Source organism: Halosaccharopolyspora lacisalsi (genome assembly GCF_014137975.1).
Taxonomy (GTDB): Bacteria; Actinomycetota; Actinomycetes; order Mycobacteriales; family Pseudonocardiaceae; genus Halosaccharopolyspora; species Halosaccharopolyspora lacisalsi.
Genome location: NZ_JACGWZ010000008.1, coordinates 180462 through 199921 on the forward strand (window position 1 = coordinate 180462; position 19460 = coordinate 199921).

Consider the following 19460-nt stretch of genomic DNA (forward strand, 5'->3'; position numbering starts at 1 on the left):
GCCCCGGAGGAGGCTGGAATGCGAATGCGGTACGTCCGAGGGTTGGACGACCCCGAGGTGCTCGATCCCGCGATCGGTGGAGCGAAAGCGGCCGCGCTGGCTGAACTGCGTACCGCCGGGTTCCGGGTACCGGAGGGATACGTGCTCACCACCGCGGTGTTCGACCACGCGGGGGGAGCGGACCGCGGACCGGAGAGGTTCGCGGCCGGGAATCTGCCTCGGGAGGTCCACGAAGCGGTGAACGCGCTCGGCACGGAGCTCGGTGATGCCCGGTGGGCCGTGCGCTCCTCGGCGGTGTCGGAGGACCTCGCGGGGCTGTCGTACGCGGGACAATACGAGTCAGTGCTCGACGTCCGCGGCACGGAGGAGCTGTTCGCGGCGGTGGAGACCTGTTTTTCCTCGGCACTGTCCGATCGGGTCGCCCAGTACGAGAACGCGGCCGGAACGGACGGTACGACCGGAATGGCCCTGCTGGTCCAACGCATGATCTCGCCGACTGCGGCCGGTGTCGCCTTTTCGATGAATCCGGTGACCGGAGACCCGGGGCAGACCCGGATCAATGCCGTACCGGGCCTCGGTGATCGCATGGCAAGCGGCACGGCAACCCCCGAGGAGTGGGTGGTCGACACCACCGGAGCAACGATTCTTTCGGGCGACCAAGGCGCCCTGGAAAACGCGAGCGCCGAAATGATATCCGGTGTCGTGCGCCGTGTTTCCGAACATTTCGATTCACCACGCGACGTCGAGTGGGCGATCGATGAGACGGGGCCGTGGATCGTTCAGGCACGCCCGATCACGGGACTGCCCGAAAAAACCGCACCCCAGGAGATCCCCTCCGGGTACTGGCGAAAGGCTCACAACAAAAACCATCCGCTGTCACCGATGCAGGCATCACTTGTGGTCCCTGCCATGAATCGAACTGTCACCAACATGTTCGACTTCACGCTGACGCGCGGGGTCGAATTCACCGTGATCGGGGGTTGGCTGTACTCCCGTCACCTTCCCCTCACGGAGAACGACTCGACGGAACAGCGCGTCGGGAAACTGGTCGAGGCGGTGCGTACCGACAGTGCGACAACGGTGGTCGAGCGCTGTTACGACCAGTGGCTGCCAAATATCGAACGACAACTCCACCAGCTTCGCGAGGTCGATCCCGCGAAGCTGACGGACGCCGATCTCGTGTCCCATCTCGACACGGTCCACTCCGCTCGCGAGCGCGCGTTGGACATTCACTTCACCGCCAACGGCGCGCAGATGTTCCTGCTCGGTCAGCTCGGTACGTACTGCGACGAACTGCTGAACTGGGACGCGCACCAGGTGCTGATGCTGCTCGACGGTGTACCGAGCAAGACGACCGAGCCCGGTGAACAGCTCGCCGAACTCGCCGGGAAAGCTGTGGAGCAGCCGCGACTACGCGAGGTCCTGACCGGATCCGACACCGTCGATCTCGAACAGCTCGAGCGGGAGGACGCCGAGTTCGTCGACGAACTCAACGACTTCCTGCTCAACTACGGGCAACGGACCACGTCGTTCGACATCGACCAACCGACGCTGGCCGAACGACCGAACCTGGTCCTGAGCATGCTCGCCGACCACATCGACGGCCGAGCCGGCATCAGCGGTCGACCGGACACCGCGACCGAGGACGATCCCGACCTGGAGGAGCAACTACGACGTCGCGGCACGGCCGACCAGGACCGCGATGCGCTTATGAGCGCGGTCCGACGGGCGCGTTGGGCATACCCGGTTCGCGACGACACCGACTTCTTCCGCTACTCGGCCGAGGCGCTGGTACGTTACGCGGTTCTGGAGATCGGATCCCGAATCTCCGCTCGGGGAGTCGTCGGTCGCAGGGATGACGTTTTCCTGCTCACCCGGCACGAAGCCGTTACCGCCCTCGGCGGTGTCCAGCCAGAACGACAGCTGGTCGAGCAACGTGCGGCATGGCTGAAGCGCGCAACCGCGCACCCGCCGTTCGACAGTTACGGAACACCTCCCGACACGGGTGGCGGCCACAGTCCGACCATGCACGGCCTGCCCTCGGAGGTCCGACAGGCGGTCGGTGGCGCGACGTGGGCCTGGATGGCGTTCTCTCCGGGAGATTCCGGTGGGCTGTCCGAGACGACCCTGGTCGGCGTCGGCGCCTCTCGGGGGCGCTACACCGGAGCGGTCCGAGTCGTCACCGACGAATCGGAATTCGACCGGCTGCGTTCAGGAGAAGTACTCGTGTGCAAGGAGACCACCGCGCAGTGGGCACTGTTGTTCGCGAAAGTCGGCGCCCTGGTCACCGATACCGGCGGACTGCTGTCCCATCCCGCGATCGTGGCCAGAGAATATCGAGTACCGGCCGTCGTGGCCACGGGATCGGCAACCGGGGTGTTGCGGGATGGTCAGCTCGTCACCGTCGACGGCGGTACCGGAGAAGTCCACCTTCTCACCGACGACGACCCATCGGGAGCAGAGCGGAGCGCCTCATGACACCGCCCCACGGCAACGGTTTCGTTCATCCGTTCGCACCCTCGGCGCGAACGAATCCGTATCCCGGCTACCGGTGGCTGCAGCAGAACTCACCGGTTCACTACGACCGGAAAACGTCGATGTGGTTACTCACCAGGCATGCCGACTGCGCGCGGGCGCTGCGTGAAGCGCGCTTGTCCGCGGAACTGGGGCAGCGCCAGCGGCTGCGGGACGACGAACTGCCCGTGTCGATGCTGACCACCGATCCACCCCGTCATGAACAGCTACGCTCCCCGGGCCAGGCGATGCTCGCTCCCGCGGTGCTTCGACAGCACCTACCCGGCATCCACGACGGGCTACAGCGAGTGCTCGACGAGCTCGACACCCCGAATACCGTCGATGCCGTCGCCGACATCGGTGAGCGGTTCGCCGAGACCGTGCTGGCGGAGACGCTGTCCATTTCCGCAGCACAGCGCACCATCTTCACCGACATGGCCCGCCGTGTGTCGCCTTCGCTCAATCCGTTGGCCAGTGGTGCGCAGGCCGAAGGGGCTACCGAGGCCATGCGGGAACTCGACGTCTTTCTGGACGAGCATCTCGACCGGGTCGTCGAGCACGGAACGGACGGCCCGATCCGACGGTTGGCCCTCGACGAACGTCTCACGCGGCACCAGGTCATCGGGGTGCTCTCACTGAGCATCGTCGGTGGATTCGAGCCGCTCTCCCATCTGGTGGCCAACGCGCTGGTATGGCTTCTCGGCCGGCCGGCGGAGATCGAGCGGATCCGCGACGGCGACGCCCGGTTCGCGCTCGGCGCGGTCGACGAACTGCTGCGGGTGGAATCCCCTGTCCCGTTCACCGCCCGGGTAACTACCGATGACGTGGTGTTCGGCGACACCGTCATTCCCGCCGACCAGCGAGTGTTGATCATGATAGGTGCCGCGAACCGCGATCCGGAGGTTTTCGAACAGCCCGACGGCCTACTCCTCGCGCGCAGCCCCAACCCCTACCTGGCCCTCGGCTCCGGAACGCACTACTGCTTGGGAGCGGGTCTGGTCCGTGAGTGTGGTGCTCTCTTCCTGCCGGAGCTCTTGCGCCGATATCCGAAGCTGCATGCCGCATCCCCCGAACAACTCGACACACCGCGCTGGCGGGACGCGCTGATCCCGCGCGGGATGCAGGAGCTCGCGGTGGCAGTACGCGGGTGAACCGGGGGTCACGAGCACGCGACGAGCTGGTGGTCACCTGGTCCGGTCAGCCCACCCCGTTCCTGCCACAAATCTGATCCCGGCGCCGCTCCGGGTGGCGTCACCGTCGGGACACTGCTAGGGAAAGGGTGATCAGGCAGTTCGCCACCACGGCGAGGCTGCACCTCTCTTCGGCCGAGGGCGGGCATGGACAGGACCACACCAGAACCGACGCGGCAGGATGCCTTCCACGCGCCGGGGCCGGCTCCCCGCGTCGCGGCGGTGGAGCTGGCCCTGCCACCCCACGTCTACCGCCAGGACGAGGTCCTGGATGCGTTCACCGAGGACATCCTCACGGTGGATCCTCCCGACCGGCGGGTGGCGGCCCGGATCTCGGCCAACGCCGGGGTCCACACCCGACACTTCGCCCTGCCGCTGGAGCGCGTGACCGCGCTGGATAGTTTCACCGACACCAACGCCGCCTACCTCGACGCGGCTCTGGATCTCGGTGAGTCGGCGCTGAAGCAGGCCCTGGACACCGCCGGTATCGCTCCGGACGAGGTGGACACCGTGGTGTCCACGACGGTCACCGGGCTGGCCGTGCCGTCGCTGGAGGCCAGGTTGGCGCAGCGGGTGGGGCTGCGCTCCGACGTCAAGCGGGTTCCGCTGTTCGGACTGGGCTGCGTGGCCGGTGCCGCGGGGCTGGCCCGCATCCACGACCACCTGCGGGCTCAGCCGGACGAGGTGGCGGTGCTGCTGTCGGTCGAGTTGTGCTCGCTGACCGCGCAGCGCGACGATACCTCGATGGCGAACATGGTGGGCAGCAGTCTGTTCGGAGACGGTGCCGCCGCCGCGGTCGTGGTCGGCGCGGCGCGGGCGGCCGACGGACCCGAGATCATCTCCAGCCGCAGCAGGCTGTACCCGGACACCGAGCGGGTCATGGGTTGGGACATCGGCGCGAGCGGGTTCCGCCTCGTGCTCTCGGCCGACGTTCCCACCATCGCCGAGGAACACCTCGGCAAGGACGTCTCCGCTTTTCTCGCCGACCACGGCCTGCACCTCGACGACGTCGCCACCTGGGTGTGCCACCCGGGCGGTCCGAAGGTGATCGAGGCGATCGAGCGGACGCTGGACCTTCCGGCGGACGCGCTCGCGCACACCCGCGCGTCCCTGGCCCGTAACGGGAACCTGTCGTCGGCCTCGGTGCTCGACGTGCTCCGCGACACCCTCGCCGATCCCCGACCGGCGAAGGGCGCGCCCGGAGTGCTCATGGCGATGGGTCCGGGCTTCTGCTCCGAACTGGTGCTCCTGCGCTGGTGACCGCCGCGGGTTTCACGATTTTCCCTAAAGTTGTGTTCACCCCATCGGATGACGCACCTCAAGCCAGGGCGTTGACCACCGCCGCGAACACCCGGGGCAGCCGCTCGGCGGCGGGCACGATCCGCCCGGCCAGTGCCGGTTGCCCACGGGCCCGCACCAGGCACTCCGTCAACAGCCGGTACCGCCGCGTCGTCCGCCGCCACGCGACCTCGTAGTCGCTGGGCTCGCCCCTGCGCAGGGCGTCGACCAACACTTCGGCTCCGGTCAGCGCCAGCGCGATGCCCTCCCCCGTCAACGCGTCCACGTACCCGGCCGCGTCCCCCACCAACAACACCCGTCCGTGCACGCGCCGCCGCGTGCGCTGCCGCAGCGGCCCCGCGCCGCGCACTCCGGTGACGGTCTCGGCGTCGGCGAGCCGGGCGGCCAGCTCGGGGAAGCCCGCCAGGTGCGTCTCGAACGGTGCTCGTTCGCTCGTCAGCAGCGCCACACCGACCAGCTCGTCGCCCAGCGGGGTCACGTAAGCCTCCCCACCCGGTCCGCAGTGCACCTCCACGGACGACGAAGCCGGGGGCAGGGCGTAGTGCCGTCGCAGCCCGTAGCGGGGTGTCGTGCCGGAGGACAGCCCCAGGCCGAGCGAACGACGTACCGGGGAGTGCAGCCCGTCGGCGGCGATCAACCACCGGCCGCGCAGTCGCGGACCGAGCGCCGTCACGCCCGCGTCGTCCTGCTGCACCCCGTGCACCTGCTCGGGCACCACGGCCACACCGGCGTCGAGAACGGCCCGGTGCAGCGCGGCGTGCAGATCGGTGCGGCGCACGCCGAGTCCGGAGCCGTTCCGGAACGCGGCGTGAGCCTCGCGTCGGCCCTGCACGTAGCGGATGCCGGTGATCGGGTGACCGGCGACCTCGATCCCGAGCTCGCGCAGCGCCTCGGCACCACCGGGCATCAACCCCTCACCACACGCCTTGTCCACCGGTGCTTGGCGCGGCTCGACCACCACCGCGTCGAATCCGGCCCGGGTGGCGTGCAGGGCGGTCGCCAGTCCGGCCGGACCGCCGCCGACGATCACCAGGTCGTACCCGGGGCTCAAGCCGGTACCGCCCGCGTGAGCGCCGCGTTCTCGCATCGGATGCGGACGGTCAGCAGTGCCGCGTTGGCCAAGGTGAAGGTCACGGCGGTCACCCAGGCGGAGTGCACCAGCGGCAGCGCGGCGCCCTCCACCACGACGGCGACGTAGTTGGGGTGTCGCAGCAGCCGGTACGGTCCGGAGCGGACCGGCCGGGCACCGGGCACGACGAGGACGCGAGTGTTCCAGTAACGGCCCAGGGTGCCGATGCACCACCAACGCAGTACCTGCGCCAGCACGACCAGCACCAGCATCGACCCCGCCAACACAGGCAGCGGCGGCCTTTCGGCCACCGCCACCTCGACGAGGCAGCCGACGAGCAGCCCGGTGTGGAGCACGACCATGACCGGGTAGTGCCGGCGTCCGTACTCCACGGCGGAGCGTCCGCGCGTCCAGGTCTCGTTGCTCCGAGCCACGATCAGCTCGGCGACGCGCTCGGCCGCGACGGCGGCCAGCACCACGAAGTACCACCACATCACGCACTCCCGGAAGCTTCGGACGCGACACGCACAGCGCTCTCCTCCTGTGCGGAGAACTCGTTCGACTATCTTGTGTCCGTGTCCCTACTACATCCTCGGGCACCGTCCCCGTCGGCGACACGCCGGATCACGGCGCTGCTGCGTTCCTGCCACCCGGAACCCGCCCTCGCGGTGACGGCGCTGGTGACCGCGCTGGCCGTGGCGGCGGGGCACGGAGCGGCCGGTGCGGCGGTGGTGGGAGCAGCCGTGCTGGCCGGCCAGCTCTCGATCGGTTGGTCCAACGACGCGCTCGACGCCCGGCGCGACACCGCGGCGGGTCGCCGGGACAAACCGTTGACCACCGGCGATGCCCCGGTGCGCGCGGTGGCCACGGCCGCGGGAGTGGCCCTGGCCGCCTGCGTGCCGCTGTCGCTGCTCAGCGGTGTCCCGGCCGCCACCGCGCACCTGCTGGGCGTCTTCGCCGCGCTCGGGTACAACCTGTGGTTCAAGCGCACGGTGCTGTCCCCGCTGACCTACGCCTGGTCCTTCGGGACGCTGCCCGTCTTCGTCACCCTCGCCCTGCCGTCGCGGCCCTGGCCCGCCTGGTGGGCGGTGACCGCCGCCGCGCTGCTGGGAGTGGGGGCGCACCTGGTCAACGTGCTCCCCGACATCGCCGACGACCTCGCCACCGGGGTGCGGGGGCTGCCGCAGCGACTGGGAGGCGCGGCGTGCCGATGGTTGGGCCCGCTGGTGATGCTGACGGCTATGGGGGTGCTCGCGGTCGGTCCCGCCGGACCGGTGGGAGTCATCGGCTGGGTGCTGACGATCCTGGCCGCGGTCGTGGCGATCGGCGGCTCGGTCGGCGATCCGCACGGCCGCGGCCCCTTCCGGGCCGCGATGGCGGTGGCGGCCCTGGCCGTGCTCCTGCTGCTGGTACACGGCCCGGCGATCACGTGAGGGACGTGCCGAACCGGTTGTGCAACGCGGCCCTGGCGGCGTGGTACCCGCACATGCCGTGCACGCCGGGACCGGGCGGGGTGGCCGAGGAGCAGAGGTAGACCGCCGGATCCGGGGTGGTGTAGGGGTTCGCGGCGATGACCGGGCGGAACAGCGTCTGGGTGCCGGAGAAGCTGCCGCAGGCGATGTCACCGCCGACGTAGTTCGGGTTGTGCGCCTCCAGCTCGGCCGGTCCGCGCACGGTGCGGGCGAGCACCAGGTCTCCGAAACCGGGAGCGAACCGCTCCAGCTGGGCCTCGATCTCGGCGGTGAGGTCACCGTCCCAGCCGTGGGGGACGTGAGCGTAGACCCAGAACACCTGCTCGCCCGCGGGAGCCCGGGAGTCGTCCAGTACGCCGGGCTGCGAGGTGATCAGGAACGGTGTGCTCGGTCGCCGGCCACGCGAGGCCGCGGTGAGCGCCGCGCCGATCTCGGCACTGCTCGGTCCTATGTGAACGGTGGTTGCACGTCGGCAACTCGGGTTGGACCACGGCACCGGACCGCTCAGCGCGTAGTCGACCTTGAACACGCCCGGTCCGTACCGGTAGCGGCCCAGCCGGTGCAGGTAGCGGGCGGGCAACCGGCTTCCGGCGATCCCGGCCAGCTCGCGGGGCGCGACGTCCAGCAGGTACGCCGAGGCGCTCGGCAGCTCGGCGAGGTCGGAAACCCGGTGACCGGTGACGATCGTGCCGCCCAACTCACCGAGGTAACCGGCCAGCGCGTTCGTGATCGCCTGCGAGCCACCGCGCGGTACCGGCCAGCCGACCGCGTGCGCGGCGAGGGCGAACATCAGCGCCACGCCGCCCGTGCCGACCGAGCTCAGCGGTGTGTTCACGTGCGCGGCCAGCCCCGCCAGCAGCGCCCTGCTCCGCTCCTCGCGGAACAGCCGCATCAACGCGCCCGCCGGCCACGCCGCGCGCAACCCGAACCTGGCCAGCAGCAGCGGGTCGGGCGGCAGCCCGTGCAGCGGGGCGCGGAAGAAGTTGGTGGCCAGGGAATCCCACCGTTCCGGGAAACCGCGAACCACCCGCCGGTACGTGGCGGCATCGGCACCCATCAGCTCGGCGGTGCGCTCCACGCCGCGCGTCAGCTCCACGGCCGAGCCGTCCGGCAGCGGATGAGCCAGGTCCACCTCGGGGTAGAGCCACTCCAGGCCGAAACGCTCCAGCGGCAGCCGGCTCAGCGCGGGTGAGCCCGCCCCGAGCGGGTGCACCGCCGAACACGGGTCGTGGTGGAACCCGGGCAGCGTCAGCTGCTCGGTGCGGGCACCACCGCCGATCTCCGGCGCCGCCTCGTGCAGCTGAACCGACAGTCCCGCCTCGGCCAGGGTCACCGCCGCCGTGAGCCCGTTCGGCCCGGAACCCACCACCACGGCATCCACAGACGTCACGAACGCAACCTGCCACAGCCGGAAAGCCGCCGCAGCCCCTACGCGGCGGCGAGAGCCAGCAGCTCGTCGACCGACCACTGGTCGTTGGCATGGTCGCCATAGTGCACGGCCCGCACCAGCCCCTCGGGGGTGAGGAGGAAGTCCGCGGGCAGGCCGAGGGCGGTCTCTCCTCTGGCCAACCCGGTCCTCCCTCCCGCACGTTTGCCCCGCGCCACGACGGAAAGGGCCGCTGGGCGAAGCCCGGCCAAGAGTGCCCGCGGGTGCAGCACCGCCCACAACGAGCTCTCCACGCCGAGGGCGACGTACAGCGTTCGGCCGGGATCGGCCACCGCGGCGAACGGCAGCGCTGCCTGGTGGGGCACCATGTCCTCGACCGAGGAATGGAACACCGCCACCTCGCGGATGCCCGCGGCCACGATCTCGTCGTGCCGGGCGGCGACCGACCGCAGGTGCACGTTGCAAATCGGGCAACCCGCGAAGCGCCGGAACTGCAGGTGGACGAGTGCCTCGGGATCGGGTACCCGAATCCGCTCCCCGAGGATCGTCGTCAGCTCACGCGGAGCAACGGCGTCCCCCGCTTCGAACCGCCGCGCGGGAGCCGGGAGCGGCTCCGGTGAGGTCGACCCACTCATGATGGTCTCCTGTCGTCGGCGCGCGGCTCTGTCGCGAATCCGTCCGAGGACGTCGAGAGGTCCACAACGGGGCTTCCCGTCGTAGCTCCCCTCGGAGCTCGACCGCCCTCACCAGGGTAGACCGGATTACCCGCCGGACTCATCTCCGCTCGACCACCGTTCAGCGGGCGACCTGCCGTGTCCGGTGGGCGAGTTCGTCCTGATCGATCGTCTCGTTGAAGGCCGCACCGACGCTGAGCATGCGCCGCCCACCGACGAAGGTGAACACCAGCGCGGGAAGCAGGCAGACGACCAGGGCGACCACGGTCCAGATGAGCGCCTCACCAACCCTGCCCTGCGGGAACGAATACACGACAACGACCCGCACGAGGCTTTCCCCGATCCAGGTCACACCCCAGACGACCGTCATGATGTAGACCATCTTCCGGAAACGCGGAACCTGCTCCCAGGTGAGCTCGAACCGAGCCAGACTCTCCGCGTCACCACCCGCGGCGACCGGCCTGATGAACTCGTACATGAGCGGACGCCCCAGAAAGCAGCTGACCACCATGTAACCACCCACCACGACGAAGAAGAAGGACGGCTTGACCAACAGGATGCGCGGATCGTGAGTCAGGAACGTGATCGCGATACCAACGCTGAACATCAACAGCACCAACAGGGGCACACCGTCCAGGCGACGCCGCCCGAACACACCGACCAGCACACTGACGACACTGACCGAAGCACCGATCGTCAACGCCCAGAACGAGGCGACACCGAAACCGCGCAGCACGAAGTACACGACCACGGGAACGAAAACATCGATCAGCGTCGGCAACACGGAACGCAGCACACCCCCACCACGCGCACCGGTTCCCGGAAGCTCCGACTCGTTCAACGTGATCGCCTCTCCCGACCGGCGTTCGCGGACCGGTACCGTTCGCCGACCGTGCTGCTGATCAGCATAACGAGCCCGGCAATCCCGACCGTTCCGAACCGCCGGGCGACACGGAACTCTTCCGCCGCAGCCCCCTACAGCGCTCCGCGGAGGATGGGCGAGGACATGCAGCGGGGGCCGCCGCGTCCGGAGCCGAGCTCGGAGCCGCTGATGCGCAGCACCTCGATCCCGGCCTCCTCCAGCCGCGCGTTGGTCTCGACGTTGCGCTCGTAGGCCACGACGACGCCGGGGGCCACGGCCAGCGTGTTGTTGCCGTCCTCCCACTGCTCGCGCTCGGCGGTGACCGGGTCGAGGCCGGTGTCGATGACGCGCAGCCGATCGATGCCCATCGCCTCGGCGGCGGTGTTCAGGAACGGCTCGGGACCGCCGACCTTGATGTCGTCGCCACTGGGCTGCAGCGTGTACGCGGTCAGCGAGTCCTGCACCGCCGGATACATCACCACGGTGTCGCGGTCGACCATCGTGCACACGGTGTCCAGGTGCATCGAGGCGCGCTGCTGGGCGATCGGCACCGCCAGCACGGTGTGGGCGAGCCCGTCGGCGAAGACCGAACGCGCGAAGGACTCCGCACCGGCGGGGCTGGTCCGCTCGCCGACGCCGACGGCGACGACGCCGGGTGCCAGCAGCAGCACGTCACCGCCCTCGACCGGCGCGGAGTGCGCGCCGTAGGCGCGGGCGGCGTGCGAGAACTTCGGGTGATAGGCGTAGACGAGGTCGGTGAGTGCGGATTCGCGGTTGCGCGCGGGCATGGCGAGGGAGGCCACGGCGACGCGCTCGCCCACCCACACCGAGGAATCGCGCGTGAACAGCAGGTTCGGCAGCGGATCGATGACGAACTCGTGGGCGTGGTGCATCCGCCGCACCAGCGACTGCCCCTCGGCCGCGGGCAGTTCCTCGAAGGTCATCCCGGCGATGAGCAGTCCGGCCAGCGTCTGCTCGTCCACGCTGGACAGGTGGGAGCGCACCGTCTCGGCCACCTCGGCGCCGAGCCTGCGCTCGTCGACGGCGCTGTGGACGCCCGCCGCCCGCGCACGGGAGTCGCTCAACGCCTCGGCGAGCAGCTCGTGCAGCAACAGCACGTCGACTCCCCGCTCGCGCAGCACGTCGGCGAAGGCGTCGTGCTCCTGCTGGGCACGGTCGACCCAGGGAATCGCGTCGAACAGCAACTGATCGCTGTTGCGCGGCGTCAGCCGCTTCAGCTCGTCCCCCGGCCGGTGCATCAGGACGGTGTGCAACGGGCCGACTTCACTCTGCGCGTGTGGGTTGCTCACAATACCGCAGCGTAGCTGCCGTAGCCGAAATCGACTGCACATCCGCAGCAGTTCGAAGGATTGTTAACCGAATTCGCGCCTGCGGGGTCTTTTCGTTGCGCCCACGATGTTCGATCAAGGCAACCAGGAGACCTCTCCGCGCAAGAGGGCGTAACCGACGAAGGCCACCACGTCGATCAGACCGTGTCCGAGGATCAGCGCCCAGATGCGGTGGGTGCGTTGCCAGACGCGGCCGTAGACCAACCCCATGACGACGTTGCCGACGAAACCGCCGAAGCCCTGGTAGAGGTGGTAGGAACCGCGCAGCACCGCCGAGAGCCACAGCGCGCGGTTCTCGGTCCAGCCGAGCTGGCGCGTACGGGTCAGCAGGTACCCCACGACCAGGATCTCCTCGGCGAAGGAGTTGCCGAAGGCCGCCAGCACGAGCACCGGCGCCCGCCACCACTGCCCCTCCAGCGTGGACGGCTGCACGGTCAGGTTCAGACCCAGCGCGTGCGCCACGAGATACAGCCCCAGGCCGGGAATGCCGATCAGCGCCGCGAGCCCGACACCGCCGAGAGCGTCCTTCAGCGGACGATCGCGGTCGAAGCCCACGCGTGCCAGCACGACGCCGCCGCGCCACAGCAGGTACGCGCCGAGCGCGCCCCAGGCGAACAGCTGGAGGATGTTGAGCAGCTGACCGAGCAGGTCCAGCAGGCCGGACCTGGCCTGGGGAGTGTTGATCGCCGCGTCCTGCGAGGCCAGGGGCGCGGGGCGCAGCAGCGCGTCGAGCAGGGACAGCAGGCTGCGCAGACCGGACAGGCCGAGGGTCGTGACGAACACGAGGACCAGTTCGATCCCGATCGCCCTGCGCTGGGCGGGATCGGCGACCCTGGCGGGCTCGGCGGGGCGAGTGGGCAACAGCCAGGCGCGCAGGGGTGAACTCATGGTGCGGTCTGTACTCGCGGTGGAGGACGCGCTCACTCGAAGTACCGTACCGGTGGACGGAGGGCGACCCCCGGCGCCGGTGGTTTTTCCCGGTTTCGCGCGAAACCGGGCCTTCCCGATTTCGCGCGAAACCGGACAAGCTTCACCACACCGGGGGGCCGCTGCCTCCCGCTACCCCTGGCGCTGGGCGGCCAGGAACGGGCAGCCGACGAGGTGTCGTAGTTCGCGCCCGAGCGCCTCGGAGTCGGCGACCGGGCCGGAGAAGGCCAGCCGCACGTCGTGATCACCGTCCGCGGACTCCACCCTCAGCCGCAGCCCGTAGCGATCCAGCCCGAGCGGCCGGATGTGTCCCCCGCGCAACTCCTCGGGAAGGTGACGCGCGAGCAGTCCGACGACGTCGCGGTGCGACAGCTCCAGGTGACGCAGCCACGTGTCCTCGCGCTGGTGGAACGGGTCCGGCCGCGCCGCCCCGAAGTCGGTGAGGCTCACCGAGCACGTCCCCTCGGCATCGGCCACCACGAGCGAGACCGACTCCAGCCGCAGCACCGTCGCTCCGTGCCCGGCGTCCAGCAGCCGCGTGTCCGGCCGCTGCTCGGCGACTTCGAGCACCTCGGTCCTGGCCTCGTCGGCTTCGAGCACCCGCAACCACCCGGTCAGCCACAGCAGCCCGCGCACGGGCTCGCGCAGCCGCACCGGAGTGGGATCGGCGAGCTCCAGCATGGCGCCGAACTCCCCCCGCGGAGCCTGCCACACCGAGGCCACGAGCGGGTGCGCGTCGTCCAGCAGCACGGTGGCGCCCCCGTCGGGACGCACGTGGTGCAGCAGCGGCGCCACTCTGGCGGAGGTGTCGCTCGACGGCAGCAGTGCGGCCCGACCACCCCGCGCGGCGATCGTTCTGGCTCGTTCCGCCGGGCCCGGGGTGGCCGGTCGACGGGTCGTCGGCTCTGCCATCGCTCACCTCCTGGTTAGGCTAGCCTAACTTAAATGCCCGGACAGGAAAAGTCGCCGGATCGACTTCCGTCATACCAGGTAATCGCGGCGAGCGGGAGCAGGCACAGTGATCGTCTTCGGTGGGCAGCGACGTGAGGCGTGTTCGCTTGGCGGACGCTTTTGTTCACTGGCCGGTACGGCATTAGCGTGTCGGTCGTGTCAAGTGCTGTAGAGCTCCGCGCGCCCGGACCGCGCGGCATCCCACCCCTGTTCGCCCGACTGGTCGACGACGCCTCGTTGTTCCCACCGGGTAACGCTCCCGTTCCCCAGGCGGTCGACGAACACCTGCGGGTACGTGCCGGCGAGTACGCCGGGGTGCTGGGGCCGCTGCTGTGCCAGGCGTCCCGGCTGGCCGAGCTGATCACCGAGCTGGCCAAGGCGAAACCGGCCGAACCGGTCCCGCTGTCCCTGGTCTGCGACAACGGACTCGGAGGGGTTCCCAAGGCACTGTCGATCATCGAGGGACGCCAGGAACTGCTCGACCTGCGAATGGTCGAGATGCCCGCACCCTCCGACGTGGACGAGGTGTGGTTGGAACGGGTCTCGGAGTTCGTTCCCGAGGACGTCATCCGCGTCGTGGAGCCCCGGCGCGGCGAGGGATGGCTCGACGGGGTCCGGCAGGTGGCCGAGTACGGGTGCTGGCCCAAACTCAGTTCCGGCGGGCCGACGGCCGAGTCCTTCCCCAGCATCGACGTGGTGGCCGAGTTCCTGACGGTGGCGTGCACCCTGCCCGTGCCGTTCAAGACCACCTCGGGGATGCCCCACCCGGTACGCCACACCGACCCGGAGACCGGATTCGTCCACCACGGTTTCCTCAATCTGCTGGTGGCCACGGGACGCTCACTGTCCGGACAGGACGTGCGCGCCGCGCTGGCCAGTACCGACCGTGACGCGTTGGCGGAGGAGGCCGGGGCGTTCTCCGAGGATGCGGCCAAGGCTGTACGCAGCGTCTTTGCCTCCTACGGCGCGTGTTCGCCGAACGATCCCATCAACGCGCTCATCGATCTGGAACTGCTGTGAGCTCGACAGCCTCGACGGTCCGCGAGCCGGACGGATGAACTCGTCCGACATCGCCCGCCCCTCCGGTTCGCCGGAGGGGCGTGAGGCCGCCCCGACGAAGGAGAGCTCGCTGACGCTGGAACGCGGGCTGAACCTGCTGCGCGCCGTGGCCGACGCCGACAGCGAGGCTCCCACCATCAGCGACCTCGCCACCGCGGTCGGCGTCAGCCGCGCGGCCGTGTATCGGCTGCTGGGGCCGTTGCAGAGTCGCGGACTGATTCGCCGGGACGGGTCCAAAGTGCGACTGGGGCTCGGTGTGCTGTGGCTGTCCGGACGTGTGCTGCCGCAGTTGCGCTTCGCCTCGCTGCCCGCACTGCGGGAGCTGGCCGAGCGGGTCGGGGCCACCGCGCACCTGACGGTGGCCGACGGCGACGAGGCACAGGCCGTCGCCGCCGTCGAGCCGTCGTGGACGAAGTACCACGTTTCCTACCGCGTGGGAACGCGTCACCCGATCCGGCAAGGGGCGGCGGGACATGCCCTCGACCTGCCGGAGTACGGCTCGTCCTGGGTCTCCGACACCGACGAAGCGCGGTCGGGCGTTCACGGCATCGCCGCGCCGGTGCGCGGAGTTCCGGGACTGCGCGCCAGTGTGGGTGTCGTGGCGATGGATCCCCCACCGGAGGAGGAGATCGGGCCGCTGCTGCTCGAAACCGCCGGCGCCGTCGCCGAGGCACTGCGCTAGCTGTCGCGGGTCGTGACGCTGTTCGCAGGCAGTGTGTCCGGGGCGCAGGTCGGCTGCGTTGGTCGTCCGGCCTCGCTGCCAGGATCCTCGGCTGATGGGTATCAGCATGAGTGCCGCGTTTTACGTGAGGATCCGCCGCTCCTAGCGGCGGGCTGACCTCACCTCTTCTCAGCTCCGCCGCACATCGGGCCACCGCCGGTGCGGCGCCTTCCTGCTGCCCGGCTCCGGTTCTTTCCTCTCGGAGCACGCTCATGCCTTCTTCCGCTGGGGGTGGACCACGCGAACTCGGCCAGAACTTCCTCGTCGACCGTTCGATGATCAGCACGATCGAGGAACTGGTCGCCCGAACTGACGGACCGATCGTGGAGATCGGTCCGGGTGACGGCGCGCTGACGGTGCCGTTGAGTCGCTCGGGACGCTGCCTGACCGCGGTCGAGATCGATCCGAAGCGCGCCCGGCGACTGCAGCGGCGCACACCGGAGCACGTCGCGGTCGTCAACGCCGACATGTTGCGGTACCGGTTTCCGCGCTCCCCACACGTGCTGGTGGGCAACCTGCCGTTCCACCTCACCACCGCAGCGCTGAAACGCATCCTGGCCGCACAGCATTGGCAGACCGCGGTCCTGCTGGTGCAGTGGGAAGTGGCCCGGCGACGAGCCGGCGTGGGGGGTGCGAGCATGCTGACCGCGAGCTGGTGGCCCTGGTACGAGTTCACGCTGCACGCCCGCGTGCCCGCCCGGTCGTTCCGCCCGGTCCCGACCGTGGACGGGGGGCTGCTGACCATGACGCGTCGGGCCCGTCCGCTCGTCTCGGATCGCACGTCCTACCAGCGGCTCGTCCGCGAGGTCTTCACCGGGCGCGGACACGGTCTGCGTGAGATCTTGGCCCGAACCGGACGCCTCGACCGCGGCACGCTGCGCGAGTGGCTGCACGGGAACCACGTGTCACCGCAGGCATTGCCCAAGGATCTCACCGCCCAGCAGTGGGCCTCGCTGTGGCATCTCACATGACCAGTCGCACGGTCGCCTCGTACAGCTAGTCCGTCCGGGTGAGGTTTTCCGGTTTCGCGCGAAATCGGGATCTCCCAACTTTGCGCGAAACCCCTGATCACCCACCACATCGGACCGCGCACCGGAAAGTGCCCGACTGGCGACCCACCCTTGACTGAAGCAGGATTCAGACGCTTGGCTCTACCATCACCGAACCGGCTTCTGGACGAAGGTGGATCATGGGGATTTCGGCGATACGCCTCGGTGGTGTGCTCAGCGGCGCGCTGCTCGCGGCCACCGCGACCGTGGCTCCGGCGCCGGCGACCACCGCTCCCCCACGCGATCCCGTCCGCGGGTGCGGCACCGGAACCTCCTGGGAGATGTCGACCGACAAGCTCGACCCCACCTACACGCGCCACGGTTTCGTCGGCAACGGATACCTCTCCCAGCGCGTCCCCCCGCGCGGCACGGGGTACGTGGCCACCGGCGAAAAGACGGGTTTTCCCCTCGAGACCCCGCGCTACGACGGGGCTTTCGTCGCCGGGCTCTACGCCGACGGACCGGCGTCCCAGTCGGACGAGAAGCTCAACTCCTACGCCGCCATCCCCACGTGGTCGACCCTGACCGTGGCCACGGGCGGATCGAGCTACACGCCGCGGACGCCCCGCGGACGGATCTCGAACTACCACCAGACGCTGAACGTGCGCTGCGGCGTGCTGCGCACCTCGTTGACCTGGACCACTCCCAAGGGCAGATCCACCGATCTGGTCTACGAGGTGGTGGCCGACCGGGCGCACCCGCACGTCGGCGCGGTCCGGGTGCGGATGACGCCGCACTGGCGGGGCCGGGCCACGGTCACCGGACTCATCGACGGTGCCGGAGCGCGACGGATGCATCCCACGGGTGGCGGCACCGACGGCGACACCGTTCGGGTCGGTTTCGAGACCAACGGTGTCGGCGAGACGGGGACCGTGGCCTCCACGCTGCGGGCCGAGGACGGGACGAACACCGCCGGACTCGACCGATCCCAGCGGATCGACGGCCTCACCGCCGAGCAGAGCCTGAGCTTCACGGCGCGGCGTGGACGGACCTACGAGTTCAGCAAGTACGTCGGCGTGAACACCTCGGTGAGCACTCCCGAGCACCGCGCCGCGGCCGTGAAGGCCTCGAAGCGGGCGGCCGAGCGCGGCTGGGACGACATGTTCGCCGAGCACGCCGAGCGGTGGCAGCGGCTGTGGGAGAGCAACATCCGCGTCCCCGGCGAGCCGCGGATGCAGAAGTGGCTGCGCGGCGCCAAGTACGCGGTGCTGTCCAGCGTGCGCGAGGGGCAGGACCACAGCGTGGCTCCCGCGGGGCTGAGCAGCGACAACTACGCGGGGCTGATCTTCTGGGACGCCGAGCTGTGGATCATGCCGAGTCTGCTGCTGCAGCATCCCGACCTGGCGAAGTCCATCGTGGACTACCGCGAGCGGACGCTGGAGCGGGCGAAGGTCAACGCCGAGAGGATCGGGGCGCGGGGCTCGTTCTACCCGTGGACCAGTGCCGACGACGGCAACCTGTGGTCGGACTGCCACAGCTGGGACCCGCCGCACTGCCGGACCCAGAACCACCTCCAGGGCGACATCGCCTTCGCGACCTGGCAGTACTACCTGGCCACCGGTGACCGGGAGTGGCTGCGGGAAAGCGGTTGGCCGGTGCTGCGCAACGTCGCCGAGTACTGGGCCGGGCGGGTCACGCCCAATCCGGACGGCAGTTACTCGATCAACGACGTCGCCGGACCCGACGAGTACAGCAACGGTGTCGACGACGGGGTGTTCACCAACGCCGTGGCGGCCACCGCGCTGCGCCGCGCGACCGAGGCCGCCGAGCTGCTCGGGGAGCCGGCACCGGCGAAGTGGGGCGAGATCGCCGACGACCTGCGCATCCCCTTCGACGAGGACGAGCAGGTGTTCCAGCAGTACGCGGGCTACCAGGGCGGCGAGATCAAGCAGGCCGACACGGTGCTGTTGCAGTACCCGCTCGAATGGCCGATGTCGTCGAAGATCGCCTCGAACACGCTGGAGTACTACGCGCCGCGCACCGACCCGGACGGTCCCGCGATGACCGACGCCATCCACGCCATCGACGCCGCGGCCAACGGTCAACCGGGCTGCGTCACCAACACCTACCTGCACCGTTCGGTTCAGCCCTTCATGCGCGAGCCGTTCGCCCAGTTCTCGGAGGCGCGCGGGGAGCAGGCCGGGGAGGGCGCCGGAGCGCCCGCGTTGAACTTCCTCACCGGTGGTGGCGGCTTCATGCAGGTGTTCACCCACGGCCTGCCCGGTCTGCGGCTGCGGGCCGACGGGGTCGAGCTCGACCCGATGCTGCCGCCGCAGCTGCCCGGGGGCGTCGAGCTGAACGAGATGCACTGGCGGGGCCGGGCGTTCGACGTGCACATCGGTCCGCACTCGACCACGGTGACGCTGCGCTCCGGCGAGCCCTTCACCGTGCGCGCACCGGACGGCGAACACCTGGTGAGTCAGGATTCGCCGCTGACGCTCAAGACGCGCAGGCCGGATCTCGCACCGACCTCGAACGTCGCGCGGTGCGAGACGGCCGAAGCCGACAGCGTGCGTCCGGGCCGCTACGCCATGGCCGCTGTCGACGGCAGCACCGCCACGAGTTGGGTGCCCGAGGCTGCGACGAGCTCGCTGACGGTCGACCTGGGCTCAGCGCGGCGGATCACCGACATCGCGACACAGTGGACGGACACCGCACCGGCCGCGTCGCGCCTGCTGACCTCGGTCGACGGTAAGCACTTCACCGAGGTGCCGCCGAAGGCCCAGCACCCCCGCGTGGCCCGCTACGTCCGGGTCGAGGTCACCGACTCCGGGGGCGAGGGCCGCGCCGGTGTCCGGGAACTGGAGGTGACCCGGGCGCCGCGCGGGAACGAGTAACCCGTCGTCCCACTGTGGTGGTTTCCCGGTTTCGCGCGAAACCGGGAAACCTACGAGCTCGGGTGTCCACAGACGTGTCGTTCATCCACAGCGTTCGTGG

The 19460-nt window shown here is 69.8% G+C and carries 16 protein-coding genes; 8 read left to right on the forward strand and 8 right to left on the reverse strand.

The window, feature by feature from the left end:
* The first annotated feature begins 18 nt into the window (after positions 1 to 18).
* The 3 genes from FHX42_RS23775 to FHX42_RS23785 all read left to right on the forward strand — a co-directional run bounded on the left by FHX42_RS23775 (position 19) and on the right by FHX42_RS23785 (position 4964).
* On the forward strand, positions 19 to 2478 hold the full coding sequence (locus FHX42_RS23775) for a PEP/pyruvate-binding domain-containing protein (RefSeq protein WP_182546685.1): 2460 nt from the start codon (positions 19 to 21) through the stop codon (positions 2476 to 2478).
* Positions 2475 to 3665 (forward strand): cytochrome P450, encoded by a 1191-nt coding sequence (locus tag FHX42_RS23780; protein ID WP_182546686.1) that lies wholly within the window; start codon positions 2475 to 2477, stop codon positions 3663 to 3665. Before FHX42_RS23775 ends, FHX42_RS23780 begins: the two co-directional genes overlap by 4 nt.
* Before the next feature lie 186 nt (positions 3666 to 3851).
* Positions 3852 to 4964 (forward strand): type III polyketide synthase, encoded by a 1113-nt coding sequence (locus FHX42_RS23785; RefSeq protein WP_182546687.1) that lies wholly within the window; start codon positions 3852 to 3854, stop codon positions 4962 to 4964.
* 58 nt (positions 4965 to 5022) lie between these two features.
* Here the strand turns inward: FHX42_RS23785 and FHX42_RS23790 are convergent, their stop codons facing one another.
* Positions 5023 to 6054 carry an NAD(P)/FAD-dependent oxidoreductase gene (locus tag FHX42_RS23790; protein WP_220480785.1) on the reverse strand — a complete coding sequence of 344 codons (1032 nt, stop codon included), beginning with the start codon at positions 6052 to 6054 and terminating at the stop codon, positions 5023 to 5025.
* The gene (locus FHX42_RS23795; protein WP_182546689.1) at positions 6051 to 6566 is read right to left on the reverse strand and encodes an isoprenylcysteine carboxyl methyltransferase family protein; all 516 of its coding nucleotides are present in this window, start codon (positions 6564 to 6566) and stop codon (positions 6051 to 6053) included. The genes FHX42_RS23790 and FHX42_RS23795 overlap by 4 nt, the downstream gene beginning before the upstream one ends.
* 81 nt (positions 6567 to 6647) lie before the next feature.
* Here FHX42_RS23795 and FHX42_RS23800 point away from each other — a divergent pair, with 81 nt between their 5' ends.
* Positions 6648 to 7505 (forward strand): UbiA family prenyltransferase, encoded by an 858-nt coding sequence (locus FHX42_RS23800; protein ID WP_328796703.1) that lies wholly within the window; start codon positions 6648 to 6650, stop codon positions 7503 to 7505.
* Here FHX42_RS23800 and FHX42_RS23805 read toward each other — a convergent pair.
* The 6 genes from FHX42_RS23805 to FHX42_RS23830 all read right to left on the reverse strand — a co-directional run bounded on the left by FHX42_RS23805 (position 7498) and on the right by FHX42_RS23830 (position 13655).
* Positions 7498 to 8934, reverse strand: a complete 1437-nt coding sequence (locus FHX42_RS23805; protein ID WP_182546690.1) for a phytoene desaturase family protein — start codon at positions 8932 to 8934, stop codon at positions 7498 to 7500. The two genes, FHX42_RS23800 and FHX42_RS23805, sit on opposite strands and share 8 nt — an antisense overlap.
* A 38-nt stretch (positions 8935 to 8972) precedes the next feature.
* Positions 8973 to 9566: a peroxiredoxin-like family protein gene (locus FHX42_RS23810; protein WP_182546691.1), complete on the reverse strand. Its 594-nt coding sequence runs from the start codon at positions 9564 to 9566 to the stop codon at positions 8973 to 8975.
* A gap of 160 nt (positions 9567 to 9726) precedes the next feature.
* Complete coding sequence (locus FHX42_RS23815; RefSeq protein WP_182546692.1) at positions 9727 to 10446, reverse strand: VC0807 family protein; 720 nt, start codon at positions 10444 to 10446, stop codon at positions 9727 to 9729.
* Between the two features lie 134 nt (positions 10447 to 10580).
* Positions 10581 to 11819, reverse strand: coding sequence for an arginine deiminase (gene arcA, locus FHX42_RS23820; protein WP_182546693.1), 1239 nt, complete (start codon positions 11817 to 11819; stop codon positions 10581 to 10583).
* Between the two features lie 72 nt (positions 11820 to 11891).
* A complete protein-coding gene (locus FHX42_RS23825) occupies positions 11892 to 12704 on the reverse strand; it encodes a CPBP family intramembrane glutamic endopeptidase (RefSeq protein ID WP_182546794.1) in 813 nt (270 codons plus the stop codon).
* 171 nt (positions 12705 to 12875) lie between these two features.
* A complete protein-coding gene (locus FHX42_RS23830; RefSeq protein ID WP_182546694.1) occupies positions 12876 to 13655 on the reverse strand; it encodes a DUF2470 domain-containing protein in 780 nt (259 codons plus the stop codon).
* Positions 13656 to 13850: 195 nt separating this feature from the next.
* Between FHX42_RS23830 and FHX42_RS23835 the strand changes: the two genes are divergently transcribed.
* From FHX42_RS23835 to FHX42_RS23850, 4 genes are all read left to right on the forward strand, one after another.
* A complete protein-coding gene (locus tag FHX42_RS23835) occupies positions 13851 to 14714 on the forward strand; it encodes a hypothetical protein (RefSeq protein ID WP_328796705.1) in 864 nt (287 codons plus the stop codon).
* Positions 14715 to 14748: 34 nt separating this feature from the next.
* Positions 14749 to 15435, forward strand: coding sequence for an IclR family transcriptional regulator (locus FHX42_RS23840; RefSeq protein ID WP_182546695.1), 687 nt, complete (start codon positions 14749 to 14751; stop codon positions 15433 to 15435).
* Positions 15436 to 15686: 251 nt separating this feature from the next.
* Positions 15687 to 16445 carry a 23S ribosomal RNA methyltransferase Erm gene (erm, locus tag FHX42_RS23845; RefSeq protein WP_182546696.1) on the forward strand — a complete coding sequence of 253 codons (759 nt, stop codon included), beginning with the start codon at positions 15687 to 15689 and terminating at the stop codon, positions 16443 to 16445.
* Positions 16446 to 16663: 218 nt separating this feature from the next.
* Positions 16664 to 19360, forward strand: a complete 2697-nt coding sequence (locus FHX42_RS23850; protein WP_182546697.1) for a glycosyl hydrolase family 65 protein — start codon at positions 16664 to 16666, stop codon at positions 19358 to 19360.
* The last annotated feature ends 100 nt before the right edge of the window (positions 19361 to 19460 follow it).

Coding starts and splice junctions, on each gene's coding strand:
- FHX42_RS23775 (WP_182546685.1), top strand. CDS start 19: ATGCGAATGCGGTACGTCCGAGGGTTGGACGACCCCGAGGTGCTCGAT.
- FHX42_RS23780 (WP_182546686.1), top strand. CDS start 2,475: ATGACACCGCCCCACGGCAACGGTTTCGTTCATCCGTTCGCACCCTCG.
- FHX42_RS23785 (WP_182546687.1), top strand. CDS start 3,852: ATGGACAGGACCACACCAGAACCGACGCGGCAGGATGCCTTCCACGCG.
- FHX42_RS23795 (WP_182546689.1), bottom strand. CDS start 6,566: ATGTGGTGGTACTTCGTGGTGCTGGCCGCCGTCGCGGCCGAGCGCGTC.
- FHX42_RS23810 (WP_182546691.1), bottom strand. CDS start 9,566: ATGAGTGGGTCGACCTCACCGGAGCCGCTCCCGGCTCCCGCGCGGCGG.
- arcA (WP_182546693.1), bottom strand. CDS start 11,819: ATGTGCAGTCGATTTCGGCTACGGCAGCTACGCTGCGGTATTGTGAGC.
- FHX42_RS23825 (WP_182546794.1), bottom strand. CDS start 12,704: ATGAGTTCACCCCTGCGCGCCTGGCTGTTGCCCACTCGCCCCGCCGAG.
- FHX42_RS23830 (WP_182546694.1), bottom strand. CDS start 13,655: ATGGCAGAGCCGACGACCCGTCGACCGGCCACCCCGGGCCCGGCGGAA.
- FHX42_RS23840 (WP_182546695.1), top strand. CDS start 14,749: ATGAACTCGTCCGACATCGCCCGCCCCTCCGGTTCGCCGGAGGGGCGT.
- erm (WP_182546696.1), top strand. CDS start 15,687: ATGCCTTCTTCCGCTGGGGGTGGACCACGCGAACTCGGCCAGAACTTC.
- FHX42_RS23850 (WP_182546697.1), top strand. CDS start 16,664: ATGGGGATTTCGGCGATACGCCTCGGTGGTGTGCTCAGCGGCGCGCTG.